The sequence below is a fragment of the Streptomyces sp. NPDC093546 genome (assembly GCF_044765045.1).
Taxonomy (GTDB): Bacteria; Actinomycetota; Actinomycetes; order Streptomycetales; family Streptomycetaceae; genus Streptomyces.
The window spans coordinates 74,408-97,055 of sequence record NZ_JBIWJG010000008.1 but is presented as its reverse complement, the minus strand read 5'-3'; the positions used below and the strand labels follow the sequence as shown (position 1 = coordinate 97,055).

Annotated in this window: 17 protein-coding genes; 5 read left to right on the top strand and 12 right to left on the bottom strand. The window is 72.3% G+C overall.

All coding sequences use genetic code 11. The annotated features are described in order from the left end of the window. Positions 1–21: 21 nt before the first annotated feature. Entirely contained in the window at positions 22–5,310 is a 5,289-nt protein-coding gene (locus tag ACIRNI_RS19535) for a sacsin N-terminal ATP-binding-like domain-containing protein (RefSeq protein WP_403552630.1), read from the bottom strand. A gap of 964 nt (positions 5,311–6,274) precedes the next feature. Between ACIRNI_RS19535 and ACIRNI_RS19530 the strand changes: the two genes are divergently transcribed. Together ACIRNI_RS19530 and ACIRNI_RS19525 are read left to right on the top strand one after the other, a co-directional pair. Further along, positions 6,275–7,129 (top strand): RNA polymerase sigma factor SigF, encoded by an 855-nt coding sequence (locus tag ACIRNI_RS19530; RefSeq protein ID WP_403552629.1) that lies wholly within the window; start codon positions 6,275–6,277, stop codon positions 7,127–7,129. 82 nt (positions 7,130–7,211) lie between these two features. Then, positions 7,212–8,402 (top strand): phosphatidylserine/phosphatidylglycerophosphate/cardiolipin synthase family protein, encoded by a 1,191-nt coding sequence (locus ACIRNI_RS19525; RefSeq protein ID WP_403552628.1) that lies wholly within the window; start codon positions 7,212–7,214, stop codon positions 8,400–8,402. Between the two features lie 17 nt (positions 8,403–8,419). Here ACIRNI_RS19525 and ACIRNI_RS19520 read toward each other — a convergent pair whose 3' ends face one another. The 3 genes from ACIRNI_RS19520 to ACIRNI_RS19510 all read right to left on the bottom strand — a co-directional run bounded on the left by ACIRNI_RS19520 (position 8,420) and on the right by ACIRNI_RS19510 (position 10,272). Continuing rightward, positions 8,420–8,662, bottom strand: a complete 243-nt coding sequence (locus ACIRNI_RS19520) for a DUF6411 family protein (protein WP_355364762.1) — start codon at positions 8,660–8,662, stop codon at positions 8,420–8,422. A 51-nt stretch (positions 8,663–8,713) separates the two neighbouring features. After that, entirely contained in the window at positions 8,714–9,208 is a 495-nt protein-coding gene (locus ACIRNI_RS19515; RefSeq protein WP_403552627.1) for a hemerythrin domain-containing protein, read from the bottom strand. Between the two features lie 98 nt (positions 9,209–9,306). Then, positions 9,307–10,272: a YihY/virulence factor BrkB family protein gene (locus tag ACIRNI_RS19510; RefSeq protein ID WP_403552626.1), complete on the bottom strand. Its 966-nt coding sequence runs from the start codon at positions 10,270–10,272 to the stop codon at positions 9,307–9,309. Positions 10,273–10,526: 254 nt separating this feature from the next. On the opposite strand from ACIRNI_RS19510, the gene ACIRNI_RS19505 reads away from it, so the two are divergent. Next, a complete protein-coding gene (locus ACIRNI_RS19505; protein ID WP_403552625.1) occupies positions 10,527–11,714 on the top strand; it encodes a glutamate--cysteine ligase in 1,188 nt (395 codons plus the stop codon). A gap of 87 nt (positions 11,715–11,801) precedes the next feature. Here ACIRNI_RS19505 and ACIRNI_RS19500 read toward each other — a convergent pair whose 3' ends face one another. The 8 genes from ACIRNI_RS19500 to ACIRNI_RS19465 form a co-directional block, all read right to left on the bottom strand. Then, on the bottom strand, positions 11,802–12,245 hold the full coding sequence (locus ACIRNI_RS19500) for a DUF6069 family protein (protein ID WP_403552624.1): 444 nt from the start codon (positions 12,243–12,245) through the stop codon (positions 11,802–11,804). A 237-nt stretch (positions 12,246–12,482) separates the two neighbouring features. Continuing rightward, complete coding sequence (gene wrbA / locus ACIRNI_RS19495) at positions 12,483–13,106, bottom strand: NAD(P)H:quinone oxidoreductase (RefSeq protein ID WP_355364723.1); 624 nt, start codon at positions 13,104–13,106, stop codon at positions 12,483–12,485. Between the two features lie 117 nt (positions 13,107–13,223). Continuing rightward, on the bottom strand, positions 13,224–14,672 hold the full coding sequence (locus tag ACIRNI_RS19490; RefSeq protein WP_403552623.1) for an MFS transporter: 1,449 nt from the start codon (positions 14,670–14,672) through the stop codon (positions 13,224–13,226). Between the two features lie 298 nt (positions 14,673–14,970). Then, the gene (locus tag ACIRNI_RS19485) at positions 14,971–16,215 is read right to left on the bottom strand and encodes an acyl-CoA dehydrogenase family protein (protein WP_403552622.1); all 1,245 of its coding nucleotides are present in this window, start codon (positions 16,213–16,215) and stop codon (positions 14,971–14,973) included. Positions 16,216–16,273: 58 nt separating this feature from the next. Beyond that, positions 16,274–17,434: an acyl-CoA dehydrogenase family protein gene (locus ACIRNI_RS19480; RefSeq protein WP_403552621.1), complete on the bottom strand. Its 1,161-nt coding sequence runs from the start codon at positions 17,432–17,434 to the stop codon at positions 16,274–16,276. A 63-nt stretch (positions 17,435–17,497) separates the two neighbouring features. Further along, positions 17,498–18,274: a SchA/CurD-like domain-containing protein gene (locus tag ACIRNI_RS19475; protein ID WP_403552620.1), complete on the bottom strand. Its 777-nt coding sequence runs from the start codon at positions 18,272–18,274 to the stop codon at positions 17,498–17,500. A gap of 56 nt (positions 18,275–18,330) precedes the next feature. Next, a complete protein-coding gene (locus ACIRNI_RS19470; protein ID WP_403552619.1) occupies positions 18,331–19,575 on the bottom strand; it encodes an FAD-dependent oxidoreductase in 1,245 nt (414 codons plus the stop codon). A 162-nt stretch (positions 19,576–19,737) separates the two neighbouring features. Continuing rightward, entirely contained in the window at positions 19,738–21,183 is a 1,446-nt protein-coding gene (locus tag ACIRNI_RS19465) for a helix-turn-helix domain-containing protein (RefSeq protein ID WP_403552618.1), read from the bottom strand. Between the two features lie 226 nt (positions 21,184–21,409). Between ACIRNI_RS19465 and ACIRNI_RS19460 the strand changes: the two genes are divergently transcribed. Both ACIRNI_RS19460 and ACIRNI_RS19455 read left to right on the top strand, forming a co-directional pair. Further along, positions 21,410–22,000: a flavodoxin family protein gene (locus ACIRNI_RS19460; protein ID WP_403552617.1), complete on the top strand. Its 591-nt coding sequence runs from the start codon at positions 21,410–21,412 to the stop codon at positions 21,998–22,000. A gap of 253 nt (positions 22,001–22,253) precedes the next feature. Then, complete coding sequence (locus ACIRNI_RS19455) at positions 22,254–22,613, top strand: antibiotic biosynthesis monooxygenase family protein (RefSeq protein ID WP_403552616.1); 360 nt, start codon at positions 22,254–22,256, stop codon at positions 22,611–22,613. Positions 22,614–22,648: the final 35 nt, after the last annotated feature.

The window sequence follows — 22,648 nt, the reverse complement described above, 5'->3', positions numbered from 1 at the left end:
ACACGCTGAGGATCGGACGCGCTACCCCCTCCCCAACGGCGAGCACTGGTAGCGAACCCCCCGGCTCACCATCCTGAAGCGGTCGCGTCCCTGGGCCGAGAACGGGTTCGGCAGATCGAAGACGCGGCGTTCCTCCGGGACGAGGGCGGAGGTGATCAGCAGGATGCGGTAGCGGTTGCTCCGGGCGTGACGGCGGGCCGTGTCCACCTCGGACGGTCCAAGTTCGAACTCCACCCGCTCGGCGCCCGGGTCACTCAGGGCCTTCACCTCGTACAGCCGAGTGGTGTCACGCCAGGCGACCTCGAAGTCGTAGCCGAGGGAGTCGGAAGTCTCGTCGTCGCCGTTGACTACGGCCGCGTAGCCCGAGACCCACCGCACATCGGGGTAGTGGCGCTGGAGCCAGGCGCGCGCGGCTACCTCCCCGACGAGGCCAATGGCGGACCGCTGGTCCTCACTGGCCCGCTTAGTCTTCGCCACGACGATGCGCGGCTTGGCAGAGGAGCCGCCTCCGCTTCGCGGCCGGGGCACACCGGTCACAGTGTCCAGGCGCACCCTGCCCGACTGGGCGAGGAAGGCCTCGTCGACGGACCTCGATGCGATGTCCGCGATGGTGGAGAGCTGATCGCTTCCGACCCTGACCTCGGCGTCTCCGATGGTGATCGTACGCGGAGCCACGTTCGTGGAGCCGCCGGAGCCCTGCGGCGGTGCCACCGTCGGCGCGAAATCCTTGTCGGTGAGGCCCAGTGCCGCGGGGTCCGTGGCGTGCGGCATTCCGTCGGGCCATCCCACGGCACGCTCCACCGCGTCGAGCAGGTGCTTCTCGCTTAGTAGCAACAGGTCGCCCAGCCCGGTCCCGTCGATGTGACTCCTACATTCCATCAGCACCGCTCCGTGCCATCCCGCAGGCACCCGAACGCCGTGACGGCGGCACCAGGCGGTCACCAGGGGGGTCAGCGTCGGAACGAGCGCGTCGAGTGCGGCCGTGTTGTGCGCACGCAGTCGATCGGCGGGCTCAAGTTCTGTGGGCCGCTCGAGGTCGTCGTCGGCTCCGTGTGCCCGGAGCCACTCCCTCACTCTGGCGCGCATCGCCTCTTCGGGCGGGGTGATGAAGCGGGGAAGCCAGTCCGGGTCCGGCTGGAGGTCGTGCAGACCGCGGGCCGCGGCGTAACCGGAGATGTCCTCGCCCTGCCGAGCGGCGGCGGCGTACCGCTCACGGAGCCGGTCGAGGAGGATTCTGAAGCGGGCACTCACGAAGTCGCCGAAGACCTGTTCATGGCGGTGGGGATAGTAGTCCGGGGAGTATCCGGGACCGAGGGCGGCCAGCGCGGCATTGAACTGCTGGAAGTCGATCCCCAGTTCGTCCCTGACCTCGGCCGGTTTCGTGCAGGCGCGGGCCAGGGCGACCAGCTCCGCCGACGGCAGCGGAAGATCGGGCGCCAGCCGGTCGATGATCCCGGCGAGTTCACGCTCGCCAGCCGCACGGCCAAGGAGGTGGGCGGCCTCCTCATTCCAGGCATCGGCGGCCAGACACGCCAGCACCGGGCGGAGCAGTCTCACCGTATCCTGCACGTCACCGGTGAGGTTGCGCCGGATCTCGACGACCTTGGCCTCAGTCGTGTCCAACGCTGCGGCGAGGACACCGTCGTCGACGAGTGTCGGGCTGACGCCGCCGAAGCTCCGCTCGAGTTTGACGAGGACCAGTTCCAGCGCGTCCTGCAGCCACGGCCTGCCCAGCAGTTGTGCGATGGCGGGCGTCGCCGCCTGCAGTTCGTCCCAGCCCTCCTCGCTCCTCCAGACGACGACCGTGGGGTGCTCGTCGTCCGGCAGCGGCAGGGCGCGCGTCGACGACGGTGGTTCGGCCGGCGTCCCGGCAACGGTGATCTCCACGTCGTCGGCGTGCACGACACGGAGGGCGCGGAGTCGTTCGAGCGCGGCACGGACGCCTCGCTCGCTGCGGCGCACGAACGCCCCGGACTTGAGCTCCAGGGCGAGTGCGACCACGGTGACCAGCCACTCCCTCCCTCTGATGAACACCGCCGCCTGCCCCGACGGCGTGATGGGGGCGCCGTCACGATGACGGACCTGCACGTGGGTGGCCGACGTACGTTGTGCCCTCAAGCCATTCGCCTCGGCCAGGCGGACGACGGCGTCACCGGACTCCGCCGGGACGACGAGGACGGGATGCCCCGCCGGCTCGATAAGCGCTTCCTTCAGAGGGTCCGTCTCGTCGCAGACGATGACCGGTACTTCGTCGGACGACGGGGTAAAGGTGCCGAGCACGTGGGCGCGGCTGACCACGAGACGGGCTTCCTCACCCCGTGCCCAGGGCCACCGGCCCGTCCGCGCGATGTCCGAACACGCCCGCTCGTAGTGCCGTTTGAAGGAGACACTGAGGTACTCGGGCACGTCACCCTTGTCGAGCACGTCCGCCAGCTGTTTCACCACCGCCCCGGCGTGCTGCGGATCGTCCCATCTACGGAGGCCTAGCCGGACCATCCGCTCGACGACGCTCTTGTCACTGAGCAGGCGCCTCGTCGACAGGGGCAGCGCGGGCACGAAGGCTGGCAGTTCGCCGTCGGCGCTGAACCAGGCCCGGCGGGGCTCGACGAAAGACGGGCCCTCCGGGTCCTCCACGGGGAGCCAGGCCATGCTTCGAAGATAGGAGGCCAAAGGAGTGGGCCAGACGTGCGCGTCCTTGAAGGGGTATGTGGGCCTGTGGACCGTGACCGTGAGCACCTCCTCGTCCCAGGTGCGGAGCCCGTGCATCAGCAGTTCGGCGAACTCGCGCCGGGCGGCGGAGCCGAGCCCGGCGACCTCGGTCGCTCCCGCCAGGTGAGGCAGCGCCTTCGTAAACTCGTACGATGTGTACGGGTGTGCGAACTTGGTCCACCCACTCCTGACATCGGCCGGCCAGGCTTCGGCGAGAGCATCCTCCAGTCCGAGGCGCACGGCAAGGCCGGAGGGCCGCAGTTCGTATCCCTGGCAGGCCCCAAGTCGTTCCCCGACGGCTCCCGGCCTCAGGCCGTCACACACTCCGAGAGCTTCCAAGAACTCGGCGTAGGCCGCCCTATCCCGGACCGGCGCCGGCCAGTCGTCTGGGCCACTGATCCACTGGTCCCGCTGCGCGGCCAGGGCGGGGATCCGGAATCCTCCCTCGGTGAGGAACCGCTCCAGCCGCCGTGCTCCTTCGGTGCCCCAGGCGGGTGAGAAGGAGCAGCGTGCGGCCCGGCCCCACCGGCCGCTGTCGGCCAGCGGCAGCCGGAAGGGAATGCGGGCCAGCCGCCGGCGCTGGGCCTGGGTGAGCAGCGGGTACTGCCGGAAGGCGAAGGTAAGGGCGTCGCGGCCGAGCGCCTCAGAAGGGTGGCCGGAGAGCAGGTCGTCCAGTGCGTCGAAGACGCGGTCCAGTTGGTAGGGACGCACCAGCTCGTTGCGCTCGAGGAATCCGCGCCCGGCGCTGTCCCAGGCGATCGCCGGGTGAGTGAATGAGATACGGCGCCTGAGTGCCTTGAGATCACCCGGGACCCGGGTGGTGGCGGCGCCGTCCGTGATGTCGTCGGGCTCGGGGTGGAAGAAGACGGTCGCGTCCTGCCTACCGGTTTCGGTCCCGCCGCCGAGGGCGCTTCTCAGTCGCCTGTCCTGGTCGAGGATGATGCGTCGGCCCCGCAACACGCCTTGGTCCCGGGCAAACACATGGGACAGGTCGCTGTAGAAGTCCGCCCATACCTGTCCTGCCGGTTCCGTACCGCCGAGCAGTGACCGAGCGACGATTTCGGCCCACTCGGCGGCCAGCAGCGCCGACGGACGGAAGGGCCTGGAGAGGACGGCTCTGCACAGCTTGTCCAGACGCGTGTGGCGGACAGGGCCGACAAACGGGGTCAGCAGGTCGGCTCCGGCCCTGGTGAGTGCCTCGGTGGTGACTACCCGCCAGGAGCGCTTGCCGTCGGGCCATCCATAGGAGTCCTGCAACGAGCCCCACGCCTCCTTGCCGTGCAGGGGCACGATCGGTTCGGAGGCGAGCCTCCCGTCCAAGGCCACGTCGAGCCGGTCCGGTACGTCCCAGCACATGAGGTCAAGCACGAGGTCCGCGGCGAGAAGGTGCGGGGCCTCCGAGCGGATGCGCCTGCTCAGTTCCACCGTCAGTACAGCGAGCTGGTCGAGGAGGAAGGCGTTCAGGGCTACCGTCTCGCTGATGTCGAGGCGGGCCAGTTTGGTGAAGAACGGGGCATGGGCGTGGCCAGGGAACGGGGCGTGGACGCCCTCAGCCATCGGCAGGAAGGTGTACATGCGGCCGTTGGGGAGCGGTACGTCGAGGCGCAGCGCGACCGCCACCCATGCCTCGGCGTCCCAGTTCTCCCAGGCGGCGTCGATCGCGCGCGCCTGGACGCTGCGGCTGATCGCTCCCTTCAGGGCGCCGGGATCGAGAGTGCGACGCGCCAGCAGGTAGCGGCCCGCCCCAGCGAGATCGACCTCCCGCACCCAATCATCGTCGCTTGCGGTGACCAGGTCCGATGTGCGCTCCGTACGCGAGAGGGCCTGCCGGAAAGCGGTGTCGGAGCCGTCACGCACCTCGACGAGGAGTTCGGCCACCCGGTCGAGGAAGAGCAGGAGCGGCGCCTCGCCGTTCACCACGTCCTCGGCCTGCGCCACGGCGAGTCCCCAGGCGTGCCGGTCGCGCAGCGGCAGCCGTACGACCGTGGCGTACCCGTCCTCGGCGAGTTCCTTGAGCACGGGGTCGGTGACGTCGGCCGGTACCGGTAGTGCCAGCGGGGAGATGTCCTCGATCACCCGGGCCGCGAGTGCCGGGTCGTCCACCAGGGTGCGCACGTCCTTGGGCCTGGCGAAGCGGAAGCAATAGCCGTCGAATACCTGGGAGTCGGGTGAGGACTTCGAGTAGATCTCCGGCCAGTCCGTCAGTTGCAGCACGCTGCGGAAACCGAGGCCCTTGTTGCCGATCCCCTCCCCGGCCGCCTTACTCGACAGGGCCAGCTCGGTGATGGCGCGGAAGTTCTTCTCAGCGAACACCGCTCCCTCGTTGGCGACGTAGAGGACGCCGCCGTCCTTCCGGGTGACCGCCAGGACGGCGATCCTTCCCGGGGCGGCTTGACCGAGTGCGTCATGGCCGTTCTGGACGAGTTCGAGGATCGTGCGGCCCTCGTACTCCTGGGCGGTGTCCTCGCTCACGGACTTCAGGCTCTCGGCGAACCGCCATGACTCGCCCGCGTCCCTGTAGATCTCGACTCGCCGCCGGGTCAGGGCGAGTACGGCCGACCGGAATCGGTCGCACTCCGCGGCATCCCACATCGATGTCATGGCTGTCCCCCCTCGTTCGTGCACAGCCCTGCGCATGCCAGAAGCTTCCTGGCAGTGCCATCCAACCGAATCAGGGGCATGATTTCTGGTGAATACCACGTGTGACACATAGGTACCCGGCCGCTCTCGCTGCTCCACTCGCACTCAAGCACGCTGCTTCATCGCCTTCGCCGAGGTCACCGACCGCAAGCGAACGCCATGCCCTCAGCGTGCGACTCCTGCGACCGGCTGCAGCGGACACAGGCCGTTCGCTGTAAGGCATCGGAATGTGCCTCCGCCGTCTGTGGAACCGCGCCACCCGATGCCTGCCGCCGGGCGCAGTGTCGGCGAACACCGCCTGGTCGCCACTGCCTGCAGACGTCAGGTCGTCGGATTGACGGCCGGCCGAAAGCACAAGCGGCCAGCCCAGGTGGCCTCCGCACGCCCCCGCCACGGCGCCTGGCGCCCCGGAAGCCCACGGCCGCGTAGAACATAGGCCGACCGCCAGTCACCCGGCTCCCAGGCCGCGTGATCCTCACTGGCCGTGAACCGGTTCGAGAAGCGCGCGTTGCCGTTCGCTCAGGGCGGACCACCGATACGCGAACATCAGCCCACACGGCGCTCGTACGCCCTGCGCTAGCCGGAAGAGTTCCTACGGGCAGTGGTAGCCCTCTGGGACTTTTCTGGGACTTCCGGCTGCATCAATAGGTATGAGCGTGAAACAGCCGAAAGGCCATTCGTGCAGGTCAGCGATGCACGAACGTCATCGCGGCAGGTCACGGCGTCCGCTGGTCTCTTCCGCGACATTTGATACGCGGGTGCCGTCGCGCCCCTCCCCCGCCTGCGGTGCAGCGGGCCGGAAGGGGTGCGGCGGCATGCCTGTGAAGGCGCTGGGAGATTTGGTGCGCATACCCGGCTTCACTTCGGGTAGGCGCGCCCCGACGGGGGTCGAGACGAGTGCTGGTAGATGAGGGAGGGCCCGAGAGTGCTGACGACGACGGCTACGGAGACGCTGGTAGAGAACGGTGCGACGGGCCTGCCGACGGTCGACGACCCGCTCAACGTGGCTCCGAAGGACGCCCGGACCCTGTCGAAGCTGTTCTTCGAGCGGTTGGCGGTACTGGAGGAGGGCACGCACGAGTACCAGGACGCGCGCAACACCCTCATCGAGATGAACATGTCCCTCGTCCGCTACGCGGCCGGCCGCTTCCGCAGCCGCGGCGCCGACGAGATGGAGGACATCGTCCAGGTCGGCATGATCGGCCTGATCAAGGCGATCGACCGCTTCGAGCTGTCCCGTGAGGTCGAGTTCACCACCTTCGCCGTCCCCTACATCGTCGGCGAGATCAAGCGCTTCTTCCGCGACACCTCCTGGGCCGTCCACGTTCCGCGCCGCCTCCAGGAGGCCCGCGTCGAGCTGGCCCGCGCCACCGAGGAGCTGCGCACCCGGCTGGGCCGCACCCCGACGGTCAAGGAGCTGGCCGAGCTGATGAGCCTGACGGAGGAAGAGGTCATCGAAGCCCGTCTGGCCTCCAACGGATACAACTCCAGCTCCCTCGACGCCGCGATCACCGGCGACAACGAGGAAGGGGAAGCCGCCCTCGCCAACTTCATCGGCGCCGAAGACCCCGCCATGGAACTCGTCGAGGACTTCAACGCCCTCGCGCCCCTCATCGCCGAACTCGACGACCGCGACCGGCAGATCCTCCACATGCGCTTCGTCGAAGAGCTCACCCAGTCGCAGATCGGCGAACGCCTCGGCTGCTCGCAGATGCACGTCTCCCGCCTGCTGACCCGTACGTTGAAGCGGCTGCGCGAAGGCATGCTCACCACCCAGTAGGCAGGACCGCGCCGACTAGGGCCTGTCTTTCCGGAAGGCAGGCCCTAGGGGGCGTCTTGCCCACGCCGTAGACGCCGAACAGATGACGAGCACGCAGACGATGCCGGAACCTTTCTCCAGCGAACGGAAGCACCGCCTTCGGCGACGCCTGGAGCGCCTCATCGGCATCGCCGCCACGGAGGGCAACGCTCTGGTGGCCCTACGCAACGGGGACGAGATCTTCGAGGCCATGCTGGCGTCCATCCGCTCCGCCGAGCACACGGTGGACATGATGACCTTCGTCTACTGGCGCGGCGACATAGCCCGCGCGTTCGCCCGGGCCCTGGCCGACCGCGCCCGTGAGGGCGTACGAGTACGTCTGCTGCTGGACGGGTTCGGCAGCCGGCTGATCGAGAAGGAGCAGCTGGCGGCGATGGAGCAGGCCGGGGTCCAGGTGTCCTGGTTCCGCAAACCGCTCTACCTCTCGCCGTTCAAGCAGAACCACCGCTGCCACCGCAAGGTCCTCGTCGTGGACGAGCACGTGGCCTTCACCGGCGGCGTCGGGATCGCCCAGGAGTGGTGCGGCGACGCCCGCAACGAGAACGAATGGCGTGACACCCACGTCGAAGTACGCGGTCCGGCTGTGGACGGCATCGCCGCGGCGTTCGCGCAGAACTGGGCCGAGTGCCACGACGAACTCTTCGACGAGCGCGACCGCTTCATCGAGCACGAACCGCAGGGTGATGCGGTGGTGCAGGTGGTGCGCGGGTCGGCCAGCATCGGCTGGCAGGACATGCAGACGCTGATCCGGGTGGTGCTCGAATCCGCCGAGGAGCGGGTTCGCCTGGCGACCGCCTATTTCGCCCCTGACGCCCACTTCGTCGAGTTGCTGTGCGCGACGGCCCGGCGCGGGGTCGAGGTGGAGATCCTGCTGCCGGGTCCGCACACCGACAAGCGGGTCTGCCTGCTGGCCGGGCAGCGGTACTACGAAGACCTGACCGCATGCGGCGTGCGGATCTACCAGTACCAGCCGACGATGATGCACGCCAAGATCATCACTGTGGACCGGACCGCCGCACTGATCGGCTCGACGAACTTCAACCGGCGCTCCCTCGACCACGACGAAGAGGTCATGCTCGCCGTCCTGGACGAGACCTTCACCGCCACCCTGGACGAGCACTTCGACCAGGACCTCAAGGTCAGTGAAAAGATCAGCGGCGGCCGCTGGAAGAAGCGCTCCCTCGTACAGCGAGCCAGGGAAGCGGCCGTACTGCCGATGCGCCGCTTCCTGTAGCTCGGGTCCACCAGGGGTCAGAACGGCAGGCGAGAACGTCCCTTGCGGCCGGCGCGAGCGCTGCGCCCGACAGCGCGGTTACTGCTGTGGAAGGGCTTGCTCAGCCAGCGGCCGAGAAACCCGGGCGCCTTGTTGGCGCCGCGCGCCCCCAGGCCGAGGGACTTCTGCGTCCCCTTCTGCGGGCCATGGGACAGCTTGGGCACCAGGAACCCCAGGACGAGAAGCAGTGCACACACCACGACAACTACCGCTATGACCATGATTCTTCCTTCGTTCGGTCGGTCGGTCGGCCGCTCGGTCGATAGAGAGGGTCAACTGCGGGAATCCACCAGTTTGCGTACGTTCTCGACGTTGCCGCAGCCGTCCTCCAGATACTGCGCACGCGCTTCACGGAAGGCCGTGCCGAGCTCCGCACGGCGGTCGTCGCCGACGTTCTCGCGCGCGTCGTTGAGGAGCGTCCGCTCCTCCTCGTCCGCGTGGTGGTTGACCGCCGTGACGAGCTGTTCGAGCTTGTCCTCCCACTCCTGGGACGTGACGTCTTCCACTTCGAGCAGGGCGAGCAGGGCCTCGTTGGCCTCCGTGTGTTCGTGCACGCTGTGCTCGACGTCGTCGTCGTCCACGTTCTTGTACCGCCGCAGCGCGGGGTAGACCTTGTCCTCCTCCGCGGAGGCATGGGCGATGAGGAGGTGGGCGAACTCCTCCAGGGCGGCGGCACGGTCGGCCTCGACGTTGCGCAGCGTGCGGAAGAGCTCCTCCATGCGGCGGTGGTCCTGCAGGATGAGCTCGACGACGTCACCGGTCTGCATACTCTCTCCTCAATCCGGAGGCGATGGTCAGGTCCTGCGGATACCCCGGTTCCCACAGGTCAGACACCACGGTCAGACACCACGGTCAGGCGCCACGGTCAGGCGCCCGGGCCGGGGTCCGGGTGGACCGGTTCCGTGATCCCCGCCCGTGCCGCTTCGAGCTGGGCGGCGAAGGCCACGCCGAGGAAGAGGGCGATGCCCGTCACATTCGCCCACAGCAGCAGCGCGACGAACGCGGTCAAGGGGCCGTACACCGCTCCGAAGGATCCGCTGCCGCCGATGTAGAGGCCGAGGAGCCAGGTGGCGACGACCCACAGCAGGAGATGGATGCCGGACCCGAACACGAGCCAGGTGTAGCCCGGCTGGTCCCGCCGGGGAGCCCAGCGGAAGATCACGGCGGAGGCGAGCGCCGCGAGCAGCACCCCGAGGGGCAGGTGGAACGGCCGCCACCAGGTGAGCAGGTACGGCGGCCAGTGCAGGGCCCGCGTCACGGACTCGCCGATCTCGGGACCGGCGACGATGACGAGGAAGCCGATCCCCAGGGGAAGTCCCGCACCGACGGCGAGCAGGACGCCCCTGCCGTACTTGGCGGCGAAGGGCCTGTCCCGCTCGATGCCGTAGATGCGGTTGCAGCCCCGCTCGATCTGACCCATGGCGGAGGCGAGGTTGAGGACCGCGAAGGCGAGGCCCAGCCACATGGCCACGGCCCCGGCCCTGTCCGCGCCCGCGCTCTGCCGGGTGTCGGCGAGCGCCTGCCGCACCAGGTCCGCGCTGGCGCCCGGCACGATGCGCGCCAGGGACAGCTCGATGGCCTGTCCCAGACCCTCGGTGTGCATGGTCGTCGTCACGCCGACCAGGGCGATGGTGAAGGGGACGATGCCGAGCACCACTTGGTAGCCGAGCGACCGGGCGAAGCTGAACCCGTCCGCGTACCGGAAGCGGGCGAAGGAGTCGACGAGCAGCGTGCGACCGCCGTAGCGCCGCAGCGCGGTGAACGCCTCGTCACCGGAGAGTTCCTCGCCGACCATGTCCCGCGTCTGCGGAACGTGCACCACCGTGCCCATGACGTCCTTCCCGGCCCGCGGCGCGTCCTGCCTGACGCGCGACGTCTGCCGTGTGCCCGGTCGGGAGAGCGTATACGCGCTCCTCCGGGTCGCCGGGCATGTCATCACGGGGCCACCAGAAGTACAGGAAGTGCCGGGCGTATCAACGGTGTCACGGGGAAACCGGACCTCCCAGTACGCCCCGCGCCGCCGCGCCGCCGACCGAACCCGGCGTCCGCTGACGCGTGCGCGCGAAGAATCGGTGAGGAGTGGCCATGACCGTCCGTGTGGGTGTCGAGGAAGAGTTCCACGTGGTGGATGTGGAGAGCCGGATGTTGGTCCCACGGGCGAACGCGCTGCTCGGCCAGGTGCCGGGAGAGGGTTTCACGACCGAGCTGAAGCAGTCCGTCGTGGAGTCCAACAGTGGCGTGCACGCGTCGCTGGAGGCGCTGCACGCGGATCTGACCCGGTCCCGCCGTGCGCTGGACGAGGCCGCCTCCTCCCAGGGCCTGGCCGTCGTGGCGGCGGGAACGGTGCCGTTGGCCCGGGTGACCCGCGGGGACACCACCGCGGACGCGCGGTACGAGCGCATGGTCGACGCGTACCGTCTGGTCGCCGACGAGCAGCTCATCTGCGGTGCGCAGGTGCATGTCGACGTCCCCGACCGCGACACGGCCGTACGGGCCATGTGCGCCATCGCCCCCTGGCTGCCGACACTGCTGGCGCTGTCGGCCAGCTCCCCCTTCTGGCTGGGTGCCGATACGGGATACGCCAGCTGGCGGACGATGCTGTGGCAGCGCTGGCCCACCGCCGGTCCGGCGGGCTGCTTCGCCGACGCCGCCGACTACGACGCCACGGTCGAGGAGCTGGTGCGCTCCGGGGTGATCAGCGACGCGGGCATGGTCTATTACGACGTACGCCCCTCCAGCCACCAGCAGACCCTGGAACTGCGCATCAGCGATGCCTGCCCGCGGGCCGAGACGGTGGTGCTGATCGCAGGGCTCTTCCGCGCACTCGTCCTCGACGCCTGTGCTCGGCCTGCGGAGACACGTGAGGTGTGTGCGTGCGGCGGCAGGCAGGAGTGGCTGCGGGCGGCCGGCTGGCGCGCGGCGCGATCGGGCCTCGAAGGAGACCTGATCGATCCGGTCACCCATCTCGCTGCGCCCGCGTCTTACGTGGTGCGCTCCCTGCTGTGCCGGCTGCGCCCCTGGCTGGAGGAGCTCGGAGACTGGGAGACGGTCAACGGCCTGGCCGAGGCGGCCCTGGCCGAGGGCAGCGCCGCGCACCGCCTCCGCCGAGCGGCCCAGGACGACGACATACGGGCGTGCGTCGACATGATGATCGCCGAAACGCGCGGCGAACACCCGGCCCGTCGGCGTCGCTCTGCCCACGTGACCCCCCGCACCGCGGGTTCGGTCGGCGCCCCGGCTCCGGCCCCCGCGGACACGTCCTTGGCGGCGTAAGGGATGCGCGCGCTGGAGTAACGCCGACGCCCCCTGCCCGAGGTCCGGGCAGGGGGCGCGGTCGCGTGAAAGGTCGGCGCGTGCGGGTCAGGCGGGGGTGGTCTGGGTGGCTCGTCGGTCCGCCGTGGGCAGGGCGCGGGAGACGCCGTAGCCGATCAGGCCGCCGGTCAGCAGGTGCATCGCCGTGAGCGCGGCGACCGTGCCGCCGCCGGCGCCGGACGTCAGCGGGCCGGCGCAGGAGAGCAGGGTCAGGCCGCCGACCACGGCCAGGAAGGCCGTGCGCGGGGCGCGCAGGAAGCGCTTGAGGGCAAGGCCGAACAGGACGGCCAGGACCGCCGGGACGAGCGTCATGAAGAGGATGGGCACCGGGCCGACGGTCTGCGGCGGGTTGCCGTTCCAGCCGGGGACGACGAGATCGCCTCCGGAGGAGACGCGGGCGATGCCGAAGACCACGAGGTTGGCCGCCACGGCGATCACGCCGAAGAGCATGCCGGACTGCCAGATACGCGGCTGAGCGGAGGTACTGGACATGGTGACTCCTGCGGATGAGCACGTGGCGCGCGGGCCGGGAGCGGCTCAGGCCCCCGGCACGCGAGGCGCGGACGGAAGGGACGGGTGGGGCGGTGGGGACGGAACGGCTTGTCGGCTGCCGGGCGGCGGTACGTGCCGTCCGGCAGCCGGTTCTACTGACCGGGCCGGGATGGGGCCGGGATGGGGCCGCCGCCGACCGGGCGTCCAGGCCGGACGGCCGGACGGCCGGACGGGTCGTCAGACGACCGGGTCCGCCGGTGCCAGGCGCGCCGCGGTCCGGGACACCAGCGCGCCGAGGAAGCGCGCGGCCTCCAGGTCGTCCTCGGTCGGCATCAGGCCCGAGGGGCCGCCGGCCTGGGCGACCGAGCCATAGGGGCTGGAGGCGCGGTACTGCACGGGGTCGGCGTAGCCCGGAGACACGATCAGCATGCCGAAGTGCATCATCGCGGTCAGCAGGTCGTGAACGGTCCGCTCCATACCGCCGTGCGGCGTGGAGGCGGCCGAGAAGGCGGCGCCCACCTTGCCCTGGAGCGCGCCGGTGACCCACAGGCCCGCCGCGTCCTCCAGGAACTTGCGCATCGACGCCGACATGCCGCCGAACCGGGTCCCGCTGCCCAGGATGACGGCGTCGGCCCACGCCAGGTCGTCGTTGGTCGCGACGGGGTGGGAGGCCACCCGCTCGGTGAACAGGCTCCCGATCCGCGGGTCCTGGGCGAGCTCCTCGTCACTGCGGATGTCGGGCACCCTCAGCAGCCGGACCTCGTTGGTGTCCGCCGCCTTCGCGGCGCCTTCCGCGACTGCGTCCGCCAGGGACAGGGCCGAGCCGGCGAGGCTGTGGGCGATAACTGCGATCTTGGTCATGACGAAACAGGCTCCACTTCCGGTGATGAGCGAACGCGATCGTGCGAGGTGGTGCCGGCCGATGCCGGCCGTGACGGGTGAGAAACCCGTGAGAAACGCCGAGGAACGTGAGACCGGTCAGGCCCGCGGGCTCTCCGGGGGTACGCGGTTCCCCCCGGCGGACTCGGCGTCCGGGCCGGCGCCGGCCTGGCCCGCAGGCTGGGTGGGCCGCGGCGGCCCGGGCGGGCCTGGCGGGCCCTGCGGCAGGGGCTCCATGCCCCGGGTGAGGAGGAGGAACGCGCCGAGCGCGGCCGCGATGGCCAGCGGTGCGACGACGAATGCCGTCACGAGGCCGTCCCCGGTCGATCCGCCGCTGCGGTCTCCGATGAGCCAGATGATGGTGGCCAGGGCCGGGCCGAGTGCCAGGCCGATCTGGCGGCCGGTGCCCGAGAGCGCCGCCGACGTACCGCGCAGCTGCGGCGGCGCACTCGTCATCAGCATCGTCTGGTTGGGCCCGGCGAACAGACCGAGACCCAGGCCGCACAGCAGCAGGGCGCAGACCAGCAGCGCGGGAGGCCAGGACTTGATGCCGAGCATCAGCAGCACCGAGCCCGCCAGCATGGAGGTGAGGCCCAGGGCGGCGGTGACGCGGGGCTTCCCCTTGTCGACCAGGTAGCCGGCGAACGGCCCGACCGCGCCCATGGCGAGCGGCTGGAACAGCAGCAACAGGCCGATGGTCGACGCCGACCAGCCGCGGAACGCCTCCAGGGCGAACGGCGGCAGGTAGTACAGGGTGCCGCTGGCCACGGTGGTGAGGGACAGGGACAGGACGCACGCGGCGACGGCCGACACGCCGAGTGAGCCGCGGGCCGCGCCGTAGCCGGTGGTGCGCCGCCAGAGCAGGAAGCAGACCACCGTGGCCACCAGCAGGGCGCCGACGAACAGGAGGTTCGGATCGGGGCCGGCGAGCAGGGTGAGGGCGGCGAAGACGCTCAGCGTCCCCGCGGCCACGATCACGCTCTCCAGGGCGAGTCCGGCCGACGGCAGCCGCATCGGGGACAGGGCCGCCAGGTGGCGGATGCCGACGACGACGGCGGCCAGGCTGAACGGCACCACCACGAAGAACACGGACTCCCAGCCCCAGAGGTCCACCAGCGGGCCGCCGAGGGCCGGTCCGCTGACCGCGCCGAGAGGCCCCAGGACGCCGATGATGCTCAGGGCCCGGCCGCGCTGGGAGGGCGGTACGGCGCGGGTGGCGATGACCGGGACGACGGCGGCCAGCAGGGCGCCGAAGACGCCTTGCAGCAGACGGGCGCCGAGAAGCAGCGGCAGGTTCGCGGCGAACCCGGCCAGGGTGCTCGCCAGCGCGAAGCCGAGCGCCCCGACCACGAACGTGCCCCGGACGTCGGAGGAGTCCACGTACCGCCCGGCCGGGAGGCCGAGGGCGACCATGGCGCCGGCGTAGATGAGGATGAGCCACTCGCCCTCGTGCGGCGAGGTGGAGAGTTCCTGGTTGAGGTCCGGGAGGGCGATGGCCACGGCCGTCATGTCGAAGGTCGTCATGAAGATGGCGAGGCCCGTGGCCACGACGGCGAACCATCCCGAGCCGGCGATCAGCGGGTCTTTCCCACCGGGGGGCCCCGGCGGGCCCGGAGGGCCGCCGGCAGGCGGTGGTGTGGCCTGCCCCCCGGGATTCCCAGGTGTGTCAGAAGGCATGCGGCAAATCTATTAGTCGGCTAACTATCTTGCAAGGGGGTTCCTGACACGGCGCCGAAACAGGTGACCCGCCCACCGAATGCGCGTCCGACGCTCCGTCAATTGCCCATGGCCGTACGGGTCTGCGCCGCGGCGCAGACCCGTACGGACCCTGGTGGCCGACGCGGCGTCAGACGAGCAGGGAGTCCATGCCGGACAGCGCCTCCGGGCGCAGCAGGGCGCGGGCGGTACGGCCCACCGCGGCGGTCGAGAAGGCGATGTGGCTGGCGGCGGTCAGCGCGTCCCGCCAGGCCCGCTGGAGGGGGTCGCTCAGGTGGATCGCGCCGCCCCCCGACGTGTGGAACGCCCACTCCGCCGTCTCCACGCACACCCGCACCGCGTGCTGCACCGCCGCCGCCAGGGCCGCCCGGTCCCGTACCGGGTCGGCCGTCCCCTCCGCGCCGAGGGTCGCGATGGCCTCCGCCACCAGGAGCCGCGCCGCCCGCGCCTCACTGCGCGCCCGCAGCAGCCGGGACTGCACCAGCGGGTCGTCGAGCAGCACATGGCGGTTGCCCAGCCGGCCCTTGGCGGCGGCGGCCTCGGTGAAGTCGTCGATGACGCGCCGGGTGAGCCCGAGGGGGAAGCCCGCCATGACCGTCATGAGGAAGGTGAACAGCGAGTGGCGGTACAGAGCCGCGCCGCACCGGGCCGGCTCCCGCAGCGGATCGAAGGTGCGCGCGGCGGGCACCCACACGTCCTCCAGCACCACGTCGTCGCTGGCGGTACCGCGCAGCCCCATCACGTCCCAGGTGGGCAGGGTCCGTGCCGCCCCGGCGGGCACGGCCGCCCACCGGATGGGGGGCGGCCCCGGGGGCCGTTCGCCCGCCGGTACGCCGGGGGGCGGGCCGTCCGGGCCCCCGCCCGGCGCGCCGGGGAGGAAGGCGACGACCAGCCACTGGGCGTGCCGGCAGCCCGAGTTGTACGGCCAGCGGCCCGACAGCCGGAACCCCGGGGCGCCGTCCGGGCCCGCCGCGGGCACACCCCGCCCGGCTGGGGCCATCGACCCCGCCACCCGGGGGTCCGGGGTCGTACCGGTGATCTCGCGGGCCGCGCCGGGGTCCATCCAGGCGAGGAAACCGGACGACTGGCCGATCAGCGCGGTCCAGCCGAGCGAGGCGTCGGCGTACGTCAGCTCCTCCACGGCGCGGACGATCTCGCCGGGCGCGCTGCCGAGGCCGCCGAGCTCCCGCGGCAGGGCGAGGGAGAACAACCGCGCCTCGCCCAGGGCCGTGAGCACCTCCTCGGGCAGGACGCCGTCGCGGTCGGTCCGTTCCGCGTACGGCCGGGCCAGGTCGGCGACGCGGGCGCAGCGGGCGAGCAGGTCGTCCGGGGCGGCGAGCGGATCGGCGGTGCTGAGGGTGGCAGGGCTGCTCATCGGTCACCTCTGATACGGGGCGGGAGTGGCGGACACGGCCAAGGGCGGTGGAATCGGTTCACACCTGGAAGAGCGAGAACGGCTGCGGCAGCCCGAAACGGGTCCGCGCGTGGCGCTGGGCCATGTCGTCCGAGAAGGCGAAGTGCTGCCCGGCGGCGTGCAGGTCGCGCACGCAGCGCTGCAGCGGGTGGTCCGTGCGCAGCGCGGACGTACCGGCGAGGCGGAGGGCGGTGGTCGCGGCCGCCCGGCAGGTGTCCAGGGCGTGTCCGACGGCGGCCGCGACGCGGGCCCGCAGCTCCGGGGACGGGGTGTCCCCGGCCGCCAGGACGTCCCACGTCCGGCCCAGCACCTCGTGCGTGAAGGCGCGCGCCGCGCCGACGGCGGCCTCCGCGCGGAGCAGCGCGGTGAGGGTCTCCGCCTCGTCCAGCAGCGGGGACGGCCTCCCGGGCCGCCGCTTGGCGGCCGCCAGCGCCGCCGTCTCCTCCAGCGCCCGCCGGGCGGCGCCCAGGGGGACGCCCGCCAGCAGGACCATGAGGATGTTGAGGGCGGACAGCCGGTGGAGCTCCGCCCCGTGCGGCGCGGGCCCCTGGAGGGACACGGTGTGGGACAGCGGGACCTCCACCCCGGCCAGCGATACGTCGTGGCTCGCGGTGCCGCGCAGCCCCATGGTGTCCCAGGTGTCGTGGACGGTGGCCGACGGGGCCGGTACGAAGGCGACCCGGGCGTCGACGGGGGGCCCGGCGGCGCCGCGCTCCCGGTACCCGGCCATCACCAGGTCGGCGTGCGGGACGCCGGAGCAGAAGCCCCACCGGCCGGTCAGGCGGACCGCCGAGCCGGTTGCGGTCGGGTCGGCCGTGCCGACGGGGGCGGTGGAGCCGGCCAGGACCGCTCCCCCGCGGGTCAGCTCCCGGGCCGCGTCGGGCTCGAGCCAGGCCAGGAAGGCGTTGGTGTTGCCGATCGCCAGGCACCAGCCGGTGGCGGTGTCCGCGTAGGCGACCTCCTCCACCACGGCGGCGATGTCGGGGAAGGGCAGCCGGACGCCACCGAGGTGCGCGGGCAGTCCGATGCGGAACAGCCCGGCGTCGCGCAGCGCGTCCGTGACGGCGGCCGGCAGCGCACGGTCGCGCTCGATGTCGGCGGAGTGCGTACCGATCTTCCCGGCCAGGTCACGGGCGGCGGTGAGGCAGTCGGTGGCGAGGCCGCCGGTGGCGTGGGTCATCCGATTCTCCTTGGATCAGGGCCCCGGCGCGCCGCTTCGGCGGCGGAAGGGGGGCGGTGCCGGTCAGCCGTGGCCGGTGACCGGCGTGAGGGTGCCGGTGGCGAGGAACCGGTCGAAGCCGTCCTCGGTGCGCAGGTCGTAGCCGGGGAGCAGCAGCCCGGCGAGCCGCTGGGCGCCGGGTCCCTTGGAGGCGGTACGCCGCAGGTGGGCCATGCCGGCGGAGATGTCCCCGGCCACCTCGATCAGCCGGACGACGGTGTCGTCCCGGCGGAACAGCGAGGTGGAGGCGAGGGCGATGGAGGTGCCGGCCGACGCGGGGCGGCCGTTCACCGGGAGGTCGCGGCCGCCGGTGAGGGCGTCCTGGATGGCCTCGCCCCGGCCCGGCCGGGCCGGATAGCGCAGGGCGGCGAGGCGGCGCGGCACGTCCGGGCCCGGCAGCAGCCGGTCCTCGGTGATCCGGCCGGCGAACGGCACCACCGCCATCTGCCGGTGGGCGGCCCGCAGTTGGTCCGACCCTGACGGGACCGATTCCGGATCCGGGCACACGCCCGCGGCCCGGGCGAGCGGCAGGTCGGCCTCGGCGATCCCGGGGACGCCGGTGGCGTGTTCGAGCGTGGCGTACAGAGCGTCGGCATCGGGGGCGCCCGTCGGCATGTTCGCGAGCGGTTCGAAGTCCAGGAAGCGGATGAGCAGGCCGTCGCCGTGGAAGGCGTGCTCGGCGGCGAGTCGGTAGGTGCCGTCGTCCCAGCCCGTCGGCCAGGGATGGGCGGCGCAGTGGGCGACGGCCGGGCCGAGGCGGTCCGCCGGAAGGGCGTACAGCAGTGCCAGGCGGGGCTTCATGGCCGGCTGCGAAGCGGCTGTCGCAGCGGTGGGCGGAGTCGGGGTTGCGTTCGTGGTCATCGCCGGGCCGCCTCCGGTGCGGTGCCGCGGCCGGCCGGGGCGGCCGCGGCGAGGAGTTCGCGTTCGTCCAGGCGCAGCGCCGCGCGCCGCTGCCAGACGGAATGGGGGGTGCAGCGCAGCACGGTGTCGCGTACGCGGACGGCGACCGGGTTGTCGAGGTGGTGCAGTCCGCCGAGGCCACGGGCCTCTTCGGCGACCTTCCGGGCGGGGCCGCGGCGGGTGGCGGCGTAGTCGGCGAGAGCGGCCCCGAGCCGGGCCGGCCCGTCCGCGGCGCCGACGCCGGCCAGGGCGGTGGCCAGCGCCAGGGCGTCGAGGAGGGCCTGCGCACCGCCCTGGCCGGTGACCGGCTCCATGGCGTGCGCCGCGTCGCCCAGCAGCACGACGCGCCCGGTGTGCCAGGTGTCGCAGCCCTCGACCGTGTCGACCGCGGTGTGCAGGAGGTCGTCGGCCGGGGTGGCGGCCACGAGGTCCCTGACCCGCGGCGGCAGGTCGGCGGGGTCCGGGGGCCCGGCCGGAGCGGCGCCCAGGGCCGGTTCCGGGCGGAGGCGGGTGGCCACCCAGTAGGTGCGGCCGTCCGGCAGGGGCCAGTGGCCGAAGGTGCGGCCGCGGCCGAGGTAGTGGCGGGCCGTGTGCGGCCCGGTCGCCGGCGGCCGGGCGGCGGCCACGCCGCGCCAGGTGAGGTATCCGGCGGTACGGGGTGTGCCGGGCAGGCCCGCGAGGCGGCGGACCGCGGACCGTACGCCGTCGGCCCCGACCACCAGGTCCCCCGTGAAGGACCGCCCGTCCGCGGTCCGGACCGTCACGCCGGTGCCGTCGTCCACGGTCGCGATCTCCCGCACCTCGGCGCCGAACACCAGCTCGGTGGCGTCCCGGTGCGTCAGGGCGGCGTCGCGGAGGGCGGTGAGCAGCAGGTGGCGGGGGACGGTGACGTTGGGGGCGGACATCTCACGGCCGAGGGCGCCCGGGGACCACCACGCGAGGCGGCGTCCCCGCCAGGAGGCGATCTCGAAGCGCTCCACCGGGACGCCGCCCTCCTCCACGGCCGCGGAGGCGCCGAGGGCGCGCAGCGCCAGGACGGCGTTGCTCTGCACGCCGAGGTGGCCTCCCACCCGGGTGAGAGCGGGTGCCCGCTCCAGGACGGTGACCCGGTGTCCCCGGGCGGCCAGCCCCCGGGCGGCGGCGAGACCACCGACCCCCGCCCCTACGACGAGGACATGAAGACGATCGCGTACCGCGGCCATGACGGCCTCCTCCACTGGACGGTCCCCGGGTCAGGAGGGATCGTAAGGAGGTCTATGACAGTTAGTCAATGAAGTAAGGGTGCGCATTAACATCCATTGACAGCTTGTGACACGTCTCCTTTTCCGCGTGCGGCGGTACGTCACGGGGGGCGTCGGCGCCGGTCAACTCCGGCCGATGCCGACCGCCCCGAGCGCCTTCCGGAAGGCCGCCAGCGCGCCTTCCGCGTCCCCCGCGCGCTCCAGCAGCTCACCGGTCTCGCGCCAGGCGTCGGCGGCCTCCCGGCCCTCGGGCACGCGCCGCAACACCTCGGCCGCGGCGGTCGCCTGCTCCCCCGCGGCCTCCCGGTCGCCCGCCTCGGCGCGGATGCGGCCCAGCATGAGCCGGATGCGCACCTCGGCGAGAGGGGCGCCGGGGTCCGCGTCCGACAGGGCGTCGAGCGACCTCTCGGCGAGCTGCCGGGCCGCCTCCAAGTCGCCCTCGCGCAGGGCGACTTCGGCCAGGGCGGCGGCGCACCGGCCCGCCGTCGCCGCGTCGCCCAGCGCGGAGAGCTCCCGGCAGGAGGCGTGCAGCGCGTCGACCACGTCGTCCCCGCCGTCGCCCCGCCCGTACAGCAGCAGCGCGGCCGTCGCCCGGAACCGGGCGGCGCGCCTGCGCTCCTGGCCGAACAGCACGACCGCCCGGGTGCTCTCGACGATCCGCAGCGCCTCGGTGACCAGGCCCTGTTCGCGGGCCCTGCTCGCGGCGGCCAGCCGGGCGTGGACCCGGCCGGCCTCCGAGTCGGCCGGGCCGCCCGCCGCCAGCGTCCGGCGGGCCACCGCCTCCGCCGCCGGGGCCCCGAGCTCGTCCATGGCCAGCAGGAGCACCTCGCGCAACTCGGCCGCGTAGCAGTCCTCGTCCAGCCGGAGCGAGGCGAGCAGGGCGAGGCCCTGGCGGGCGGCGCGAGCGGCGTCTTCCGGGCGGCCCAGTGCCCGGTAACCGCGGGCCAGGGCGGCGAAGACGGCGGTCGGCGGGCAGGGGAAGGCGCTGTCCGGGTCGGTGGAGGACCGGCGGTCGGCGTCCGCCTCCGCGTCGGGGCCGTCCTCCTCGCCGGTGCCGCGCCAGGAGGCGGGCATCGCGTCGACCAGACCCTCCAGCAGCCGCACCGCGTCCTCCGGCTCCCCGGTGAGCTCGGCGATCAGCGCGCGCAGGAGCCTGACCTGCTCGCCGTACCCGGGGTAGTGCACCATGCCGTCGCCGGTCACGGCGTTCAGCTCCACCCGGGCCGTCTCCGCGTCGCCGCTGAGCACGGCGAGTTCCGTGCGGGCCAGGGCCAGGCGCAGGGTGGCGCCGCCGGCCGGTTCGACCCCGTCGCGGAGGAACTCGACGGTACAGCCCAGCTGTTGGGCGAGGTAGTGCAAGGTGCGCTGGGTGGGCTGGCGGTGCCCCGACTCCAGCAGGGAGATCGCGCTGGGCGAGACCACGTCGCCGGCGAGGGCCGACTGCGACAGTCCGCGGCGCAGTCGCAGTTCGCGCAGCCGCCGCCCGAGGGCGGGCTGTACGTCGTGGTCCGGCGGACCCGTGTCGGGGCGGGCCTCGGCGGGCGAGGCGCCGTCTGCGTCATTGGTCATGAGGGGGGTTACTCCGCGCTTTCTCGCACGCTGCAGGGATCTGGGGTCAATGTAGGCCATCGATCAGGAGCTCCCCGAAAAGTCGACGTCCGATGCAATGACAAGCTGTAAAGACAGTTTCGGTGAAAGCTTGACAGCTGTCGGCGGTGGCCGCCTAGACTTCTGCTCGCTGCCCGACCGGTTGTGACAGTCGGGGGGCACAGATGTACGGGGGGATGTGTCACTCATGTCAATTCGCGTGCTCGTGGCCTTTCACAGCGGCAGCGGCACCGTCGCCGAACTCGCGGCCTCGGTCGAGACCGGCGCCCGGGAAGCCGGCGCCGTCACCCGGCTCCGGCGGCTCGGCCCGCCCACCGGTGGGAAGGAAACGCCCGGCGTGCCGGCAGTACCGCCGGCACGGGTCGAGGACGTGCTGTGGGCGCAGGTCGTCGCCCTGGGCACCCCGACGTACTTCGGGAACGCCTCCAGCGAGGTGCTGTGGTTCCTGGAGCAGTGCGGCGCCGCCGCGGAGCGCGACGTCCTCGCCCACAAGGTGGTCACCGCGTTCACCGCGGCCTCGTCGGCCAACGGCGGCCAGGAGGCCGTTCTGCTCGCCCTGCACCGAACCGTCGCCGAATGGGGCGCGCTGACCGTGCCCACCGGCTACACCGACCGTGCCTTCCGCACCGTCGGCGGCAACCCCTACGGGCTCTCCGTGACCACCGGCCCGGCCGGACCGCTCGACCCGGGCGAGGCGGCGATGGCCGGACGCGCCCTCGGCAGGCGGGCCGTCGCCCTGGCGGAACGCTACGTCGCCCCGCTCGCCACCGCTCACTGAGCCCGCTTCACTGAGCCCGCGCGGCGCGGCTACGCGACCCACCACCTCCTCCGCACCTCCCCGCCTCCCCCGCCCACGTCCAGGGCGCCGTTTCCGCGCGCCTCGGGGGCGCCGCCTGCCCGTACTCCGCACTCGCACTCCATACGCCGTACTCCGCCCGCCGTACTCCGCACGCCCTCGGCGCCCCGCGGACGTCCGTGAGCAGTCCTGCCGGCCGCCCGGCCGGCCCGTACGCAAGCCATCGGGAGCCCACATGAGTTCAGCGCCCACCTCCGCGCCCGCCCAGGACACCACCGGTCCGGGCAGCGCATCGGACGTCCCGCTCCGGGTGATCTTCATGGTCACCGTGCCCGAGGACCGCACCGAGCGGTTCCTGGCCGCCTACGACGGCATCTCGCGCCGCGTCGCCGAGGTCGACGGCCATGTCGAGGACCAGGTCGCCCAGAGCACCACCGACCCCACGCGCTGGGTCATCACCAGCCTGTGGGAGACCGCTGCCGCCTTCGAGGTCTGGGAGCGCAGCACCGAGCACCGCACCCTCGTGGCCCCGATGCGCGAGTGCTTCACCGACCCGGTGTCGCTGCGCTTCGCGGTGCGGCGGCAGACCCGCTGATCCGCCCGCTGATCCCTGATCCCTGGTCCGTCGAC

Excerpts from the sequence above, each read along its gene's own strand:
- ACIRNI_RS19535 (WP_403552630.1), bottom strand. The coding sequence starts at position 5,310 with ATGACATCGATGTGGGATGCCGCGGAGTGCGACCGATTCCGGTCGGCC.
- ACIRNI_RS19525 (WP_403552628.1), top strand. The coding sequence starts at position 7,212 with ATGACGAGCACGCAGACGATGCCGGAACCTTTCTCCAGCGAACGGAAG.
- ACIRNI_RS19520 (WP_355364762.1), bottom strand. The coding sequence starts at position 8,662 with ATGGTCATAGCGGTAGTTGTCGTGGTGTGTGCACTGCTTCTCGTCCTG.
- ACIRNI_RS19515 (WP_403552627.1), bottom strand. The coding sequence starts at position 9,208 with ATGCAGACCGGTGACGTCGTCGAGCTCATCCTGCAGGACCACCGCCGC.
- ACIRNI_RS19510 (WP_403552626.1), bottom strand. The coding sequence starts at position 10,272 with ATGGGCACGGTGGTGCACGTTCCGCAGACGCGGGACATGGTCGGCGAG.
- ACIRNI_RS19505 (WP_403552625.1), top strand. The coding sequence starts at position 10,527 with ATGACCGTCCGTGTGGGTGTCGAGGAAGAGTTCCACGTGGTGGATGTG.
- ACIRNI_RS19500 (WP_403552624.1), bottom strand. The coding sequence starts at position 12,245 with ATGTCCAGTACCTCCGCTCAGCCGCGTATCTGGCAGTCCGGCATGCTC.
- wrbA (WP_355364723.1), bottom strand. The coding sequence starts at position 13,106 with ATGACCAAGATCGCAGTTATCGCCCACAGCCTCGCCGGCTCGGCCCTG.
- ACIRNI_RS19485 (WP_403552622.1), bottom strand. The coding sequence starts at position 16,215 with ATGAGCAGCCCTGCCACCCTCAGCACCGCCGATCCGCTCGCCGCCCCG.
- ACIRNI_RS19480 (WP_403552621.1), bottom strand. The coding sequence starts at position 17,434 with ATGACCCACGCCACCGGCGGCCTCGCCACCGACTGCCTCACCGCCGCC.
- ACIRNI_RS19475 (WP_403552620.1), bottom strand. The coding sequence starts at position 18,274 with ATGAAGCCCCGCCTGGCACTGCTGTACGCCCTTCCGGCGGACCGCCTC.
- ACIRNI_RS19470 (WP_403552619.1), bottom strand. The coding sequence starts at position 19,575 with ATGGCCGCGGTACGCGATCGTCTTCATGTCCTCGTCGTAGGGGCGGGG.
- ACIRNI_RS19465 (WP_403552618.1), bottom strand. The coding sequence starts at position 21,183 with ATGACCAATGACGCAGACGGCGCCTCGCCCGCCGAGGCCCGCCCCGAC.
- ACIRNI_RS19460 (WP_403552617.1), top strand. The coding sequence starts at position 21,410 with ATGTCAATTCGCGTGCTCGTGGCCTTTCACAGCGGCAGCGGCACCGTC.
- ACIRNI_RS19455 (WP_403552616.1), top strand. The coding sequence starts at position 22,254 with ATGAGTTCAGCGCCCACCTCCGCGCCCGCCCAGGACACCACCGGTCCG.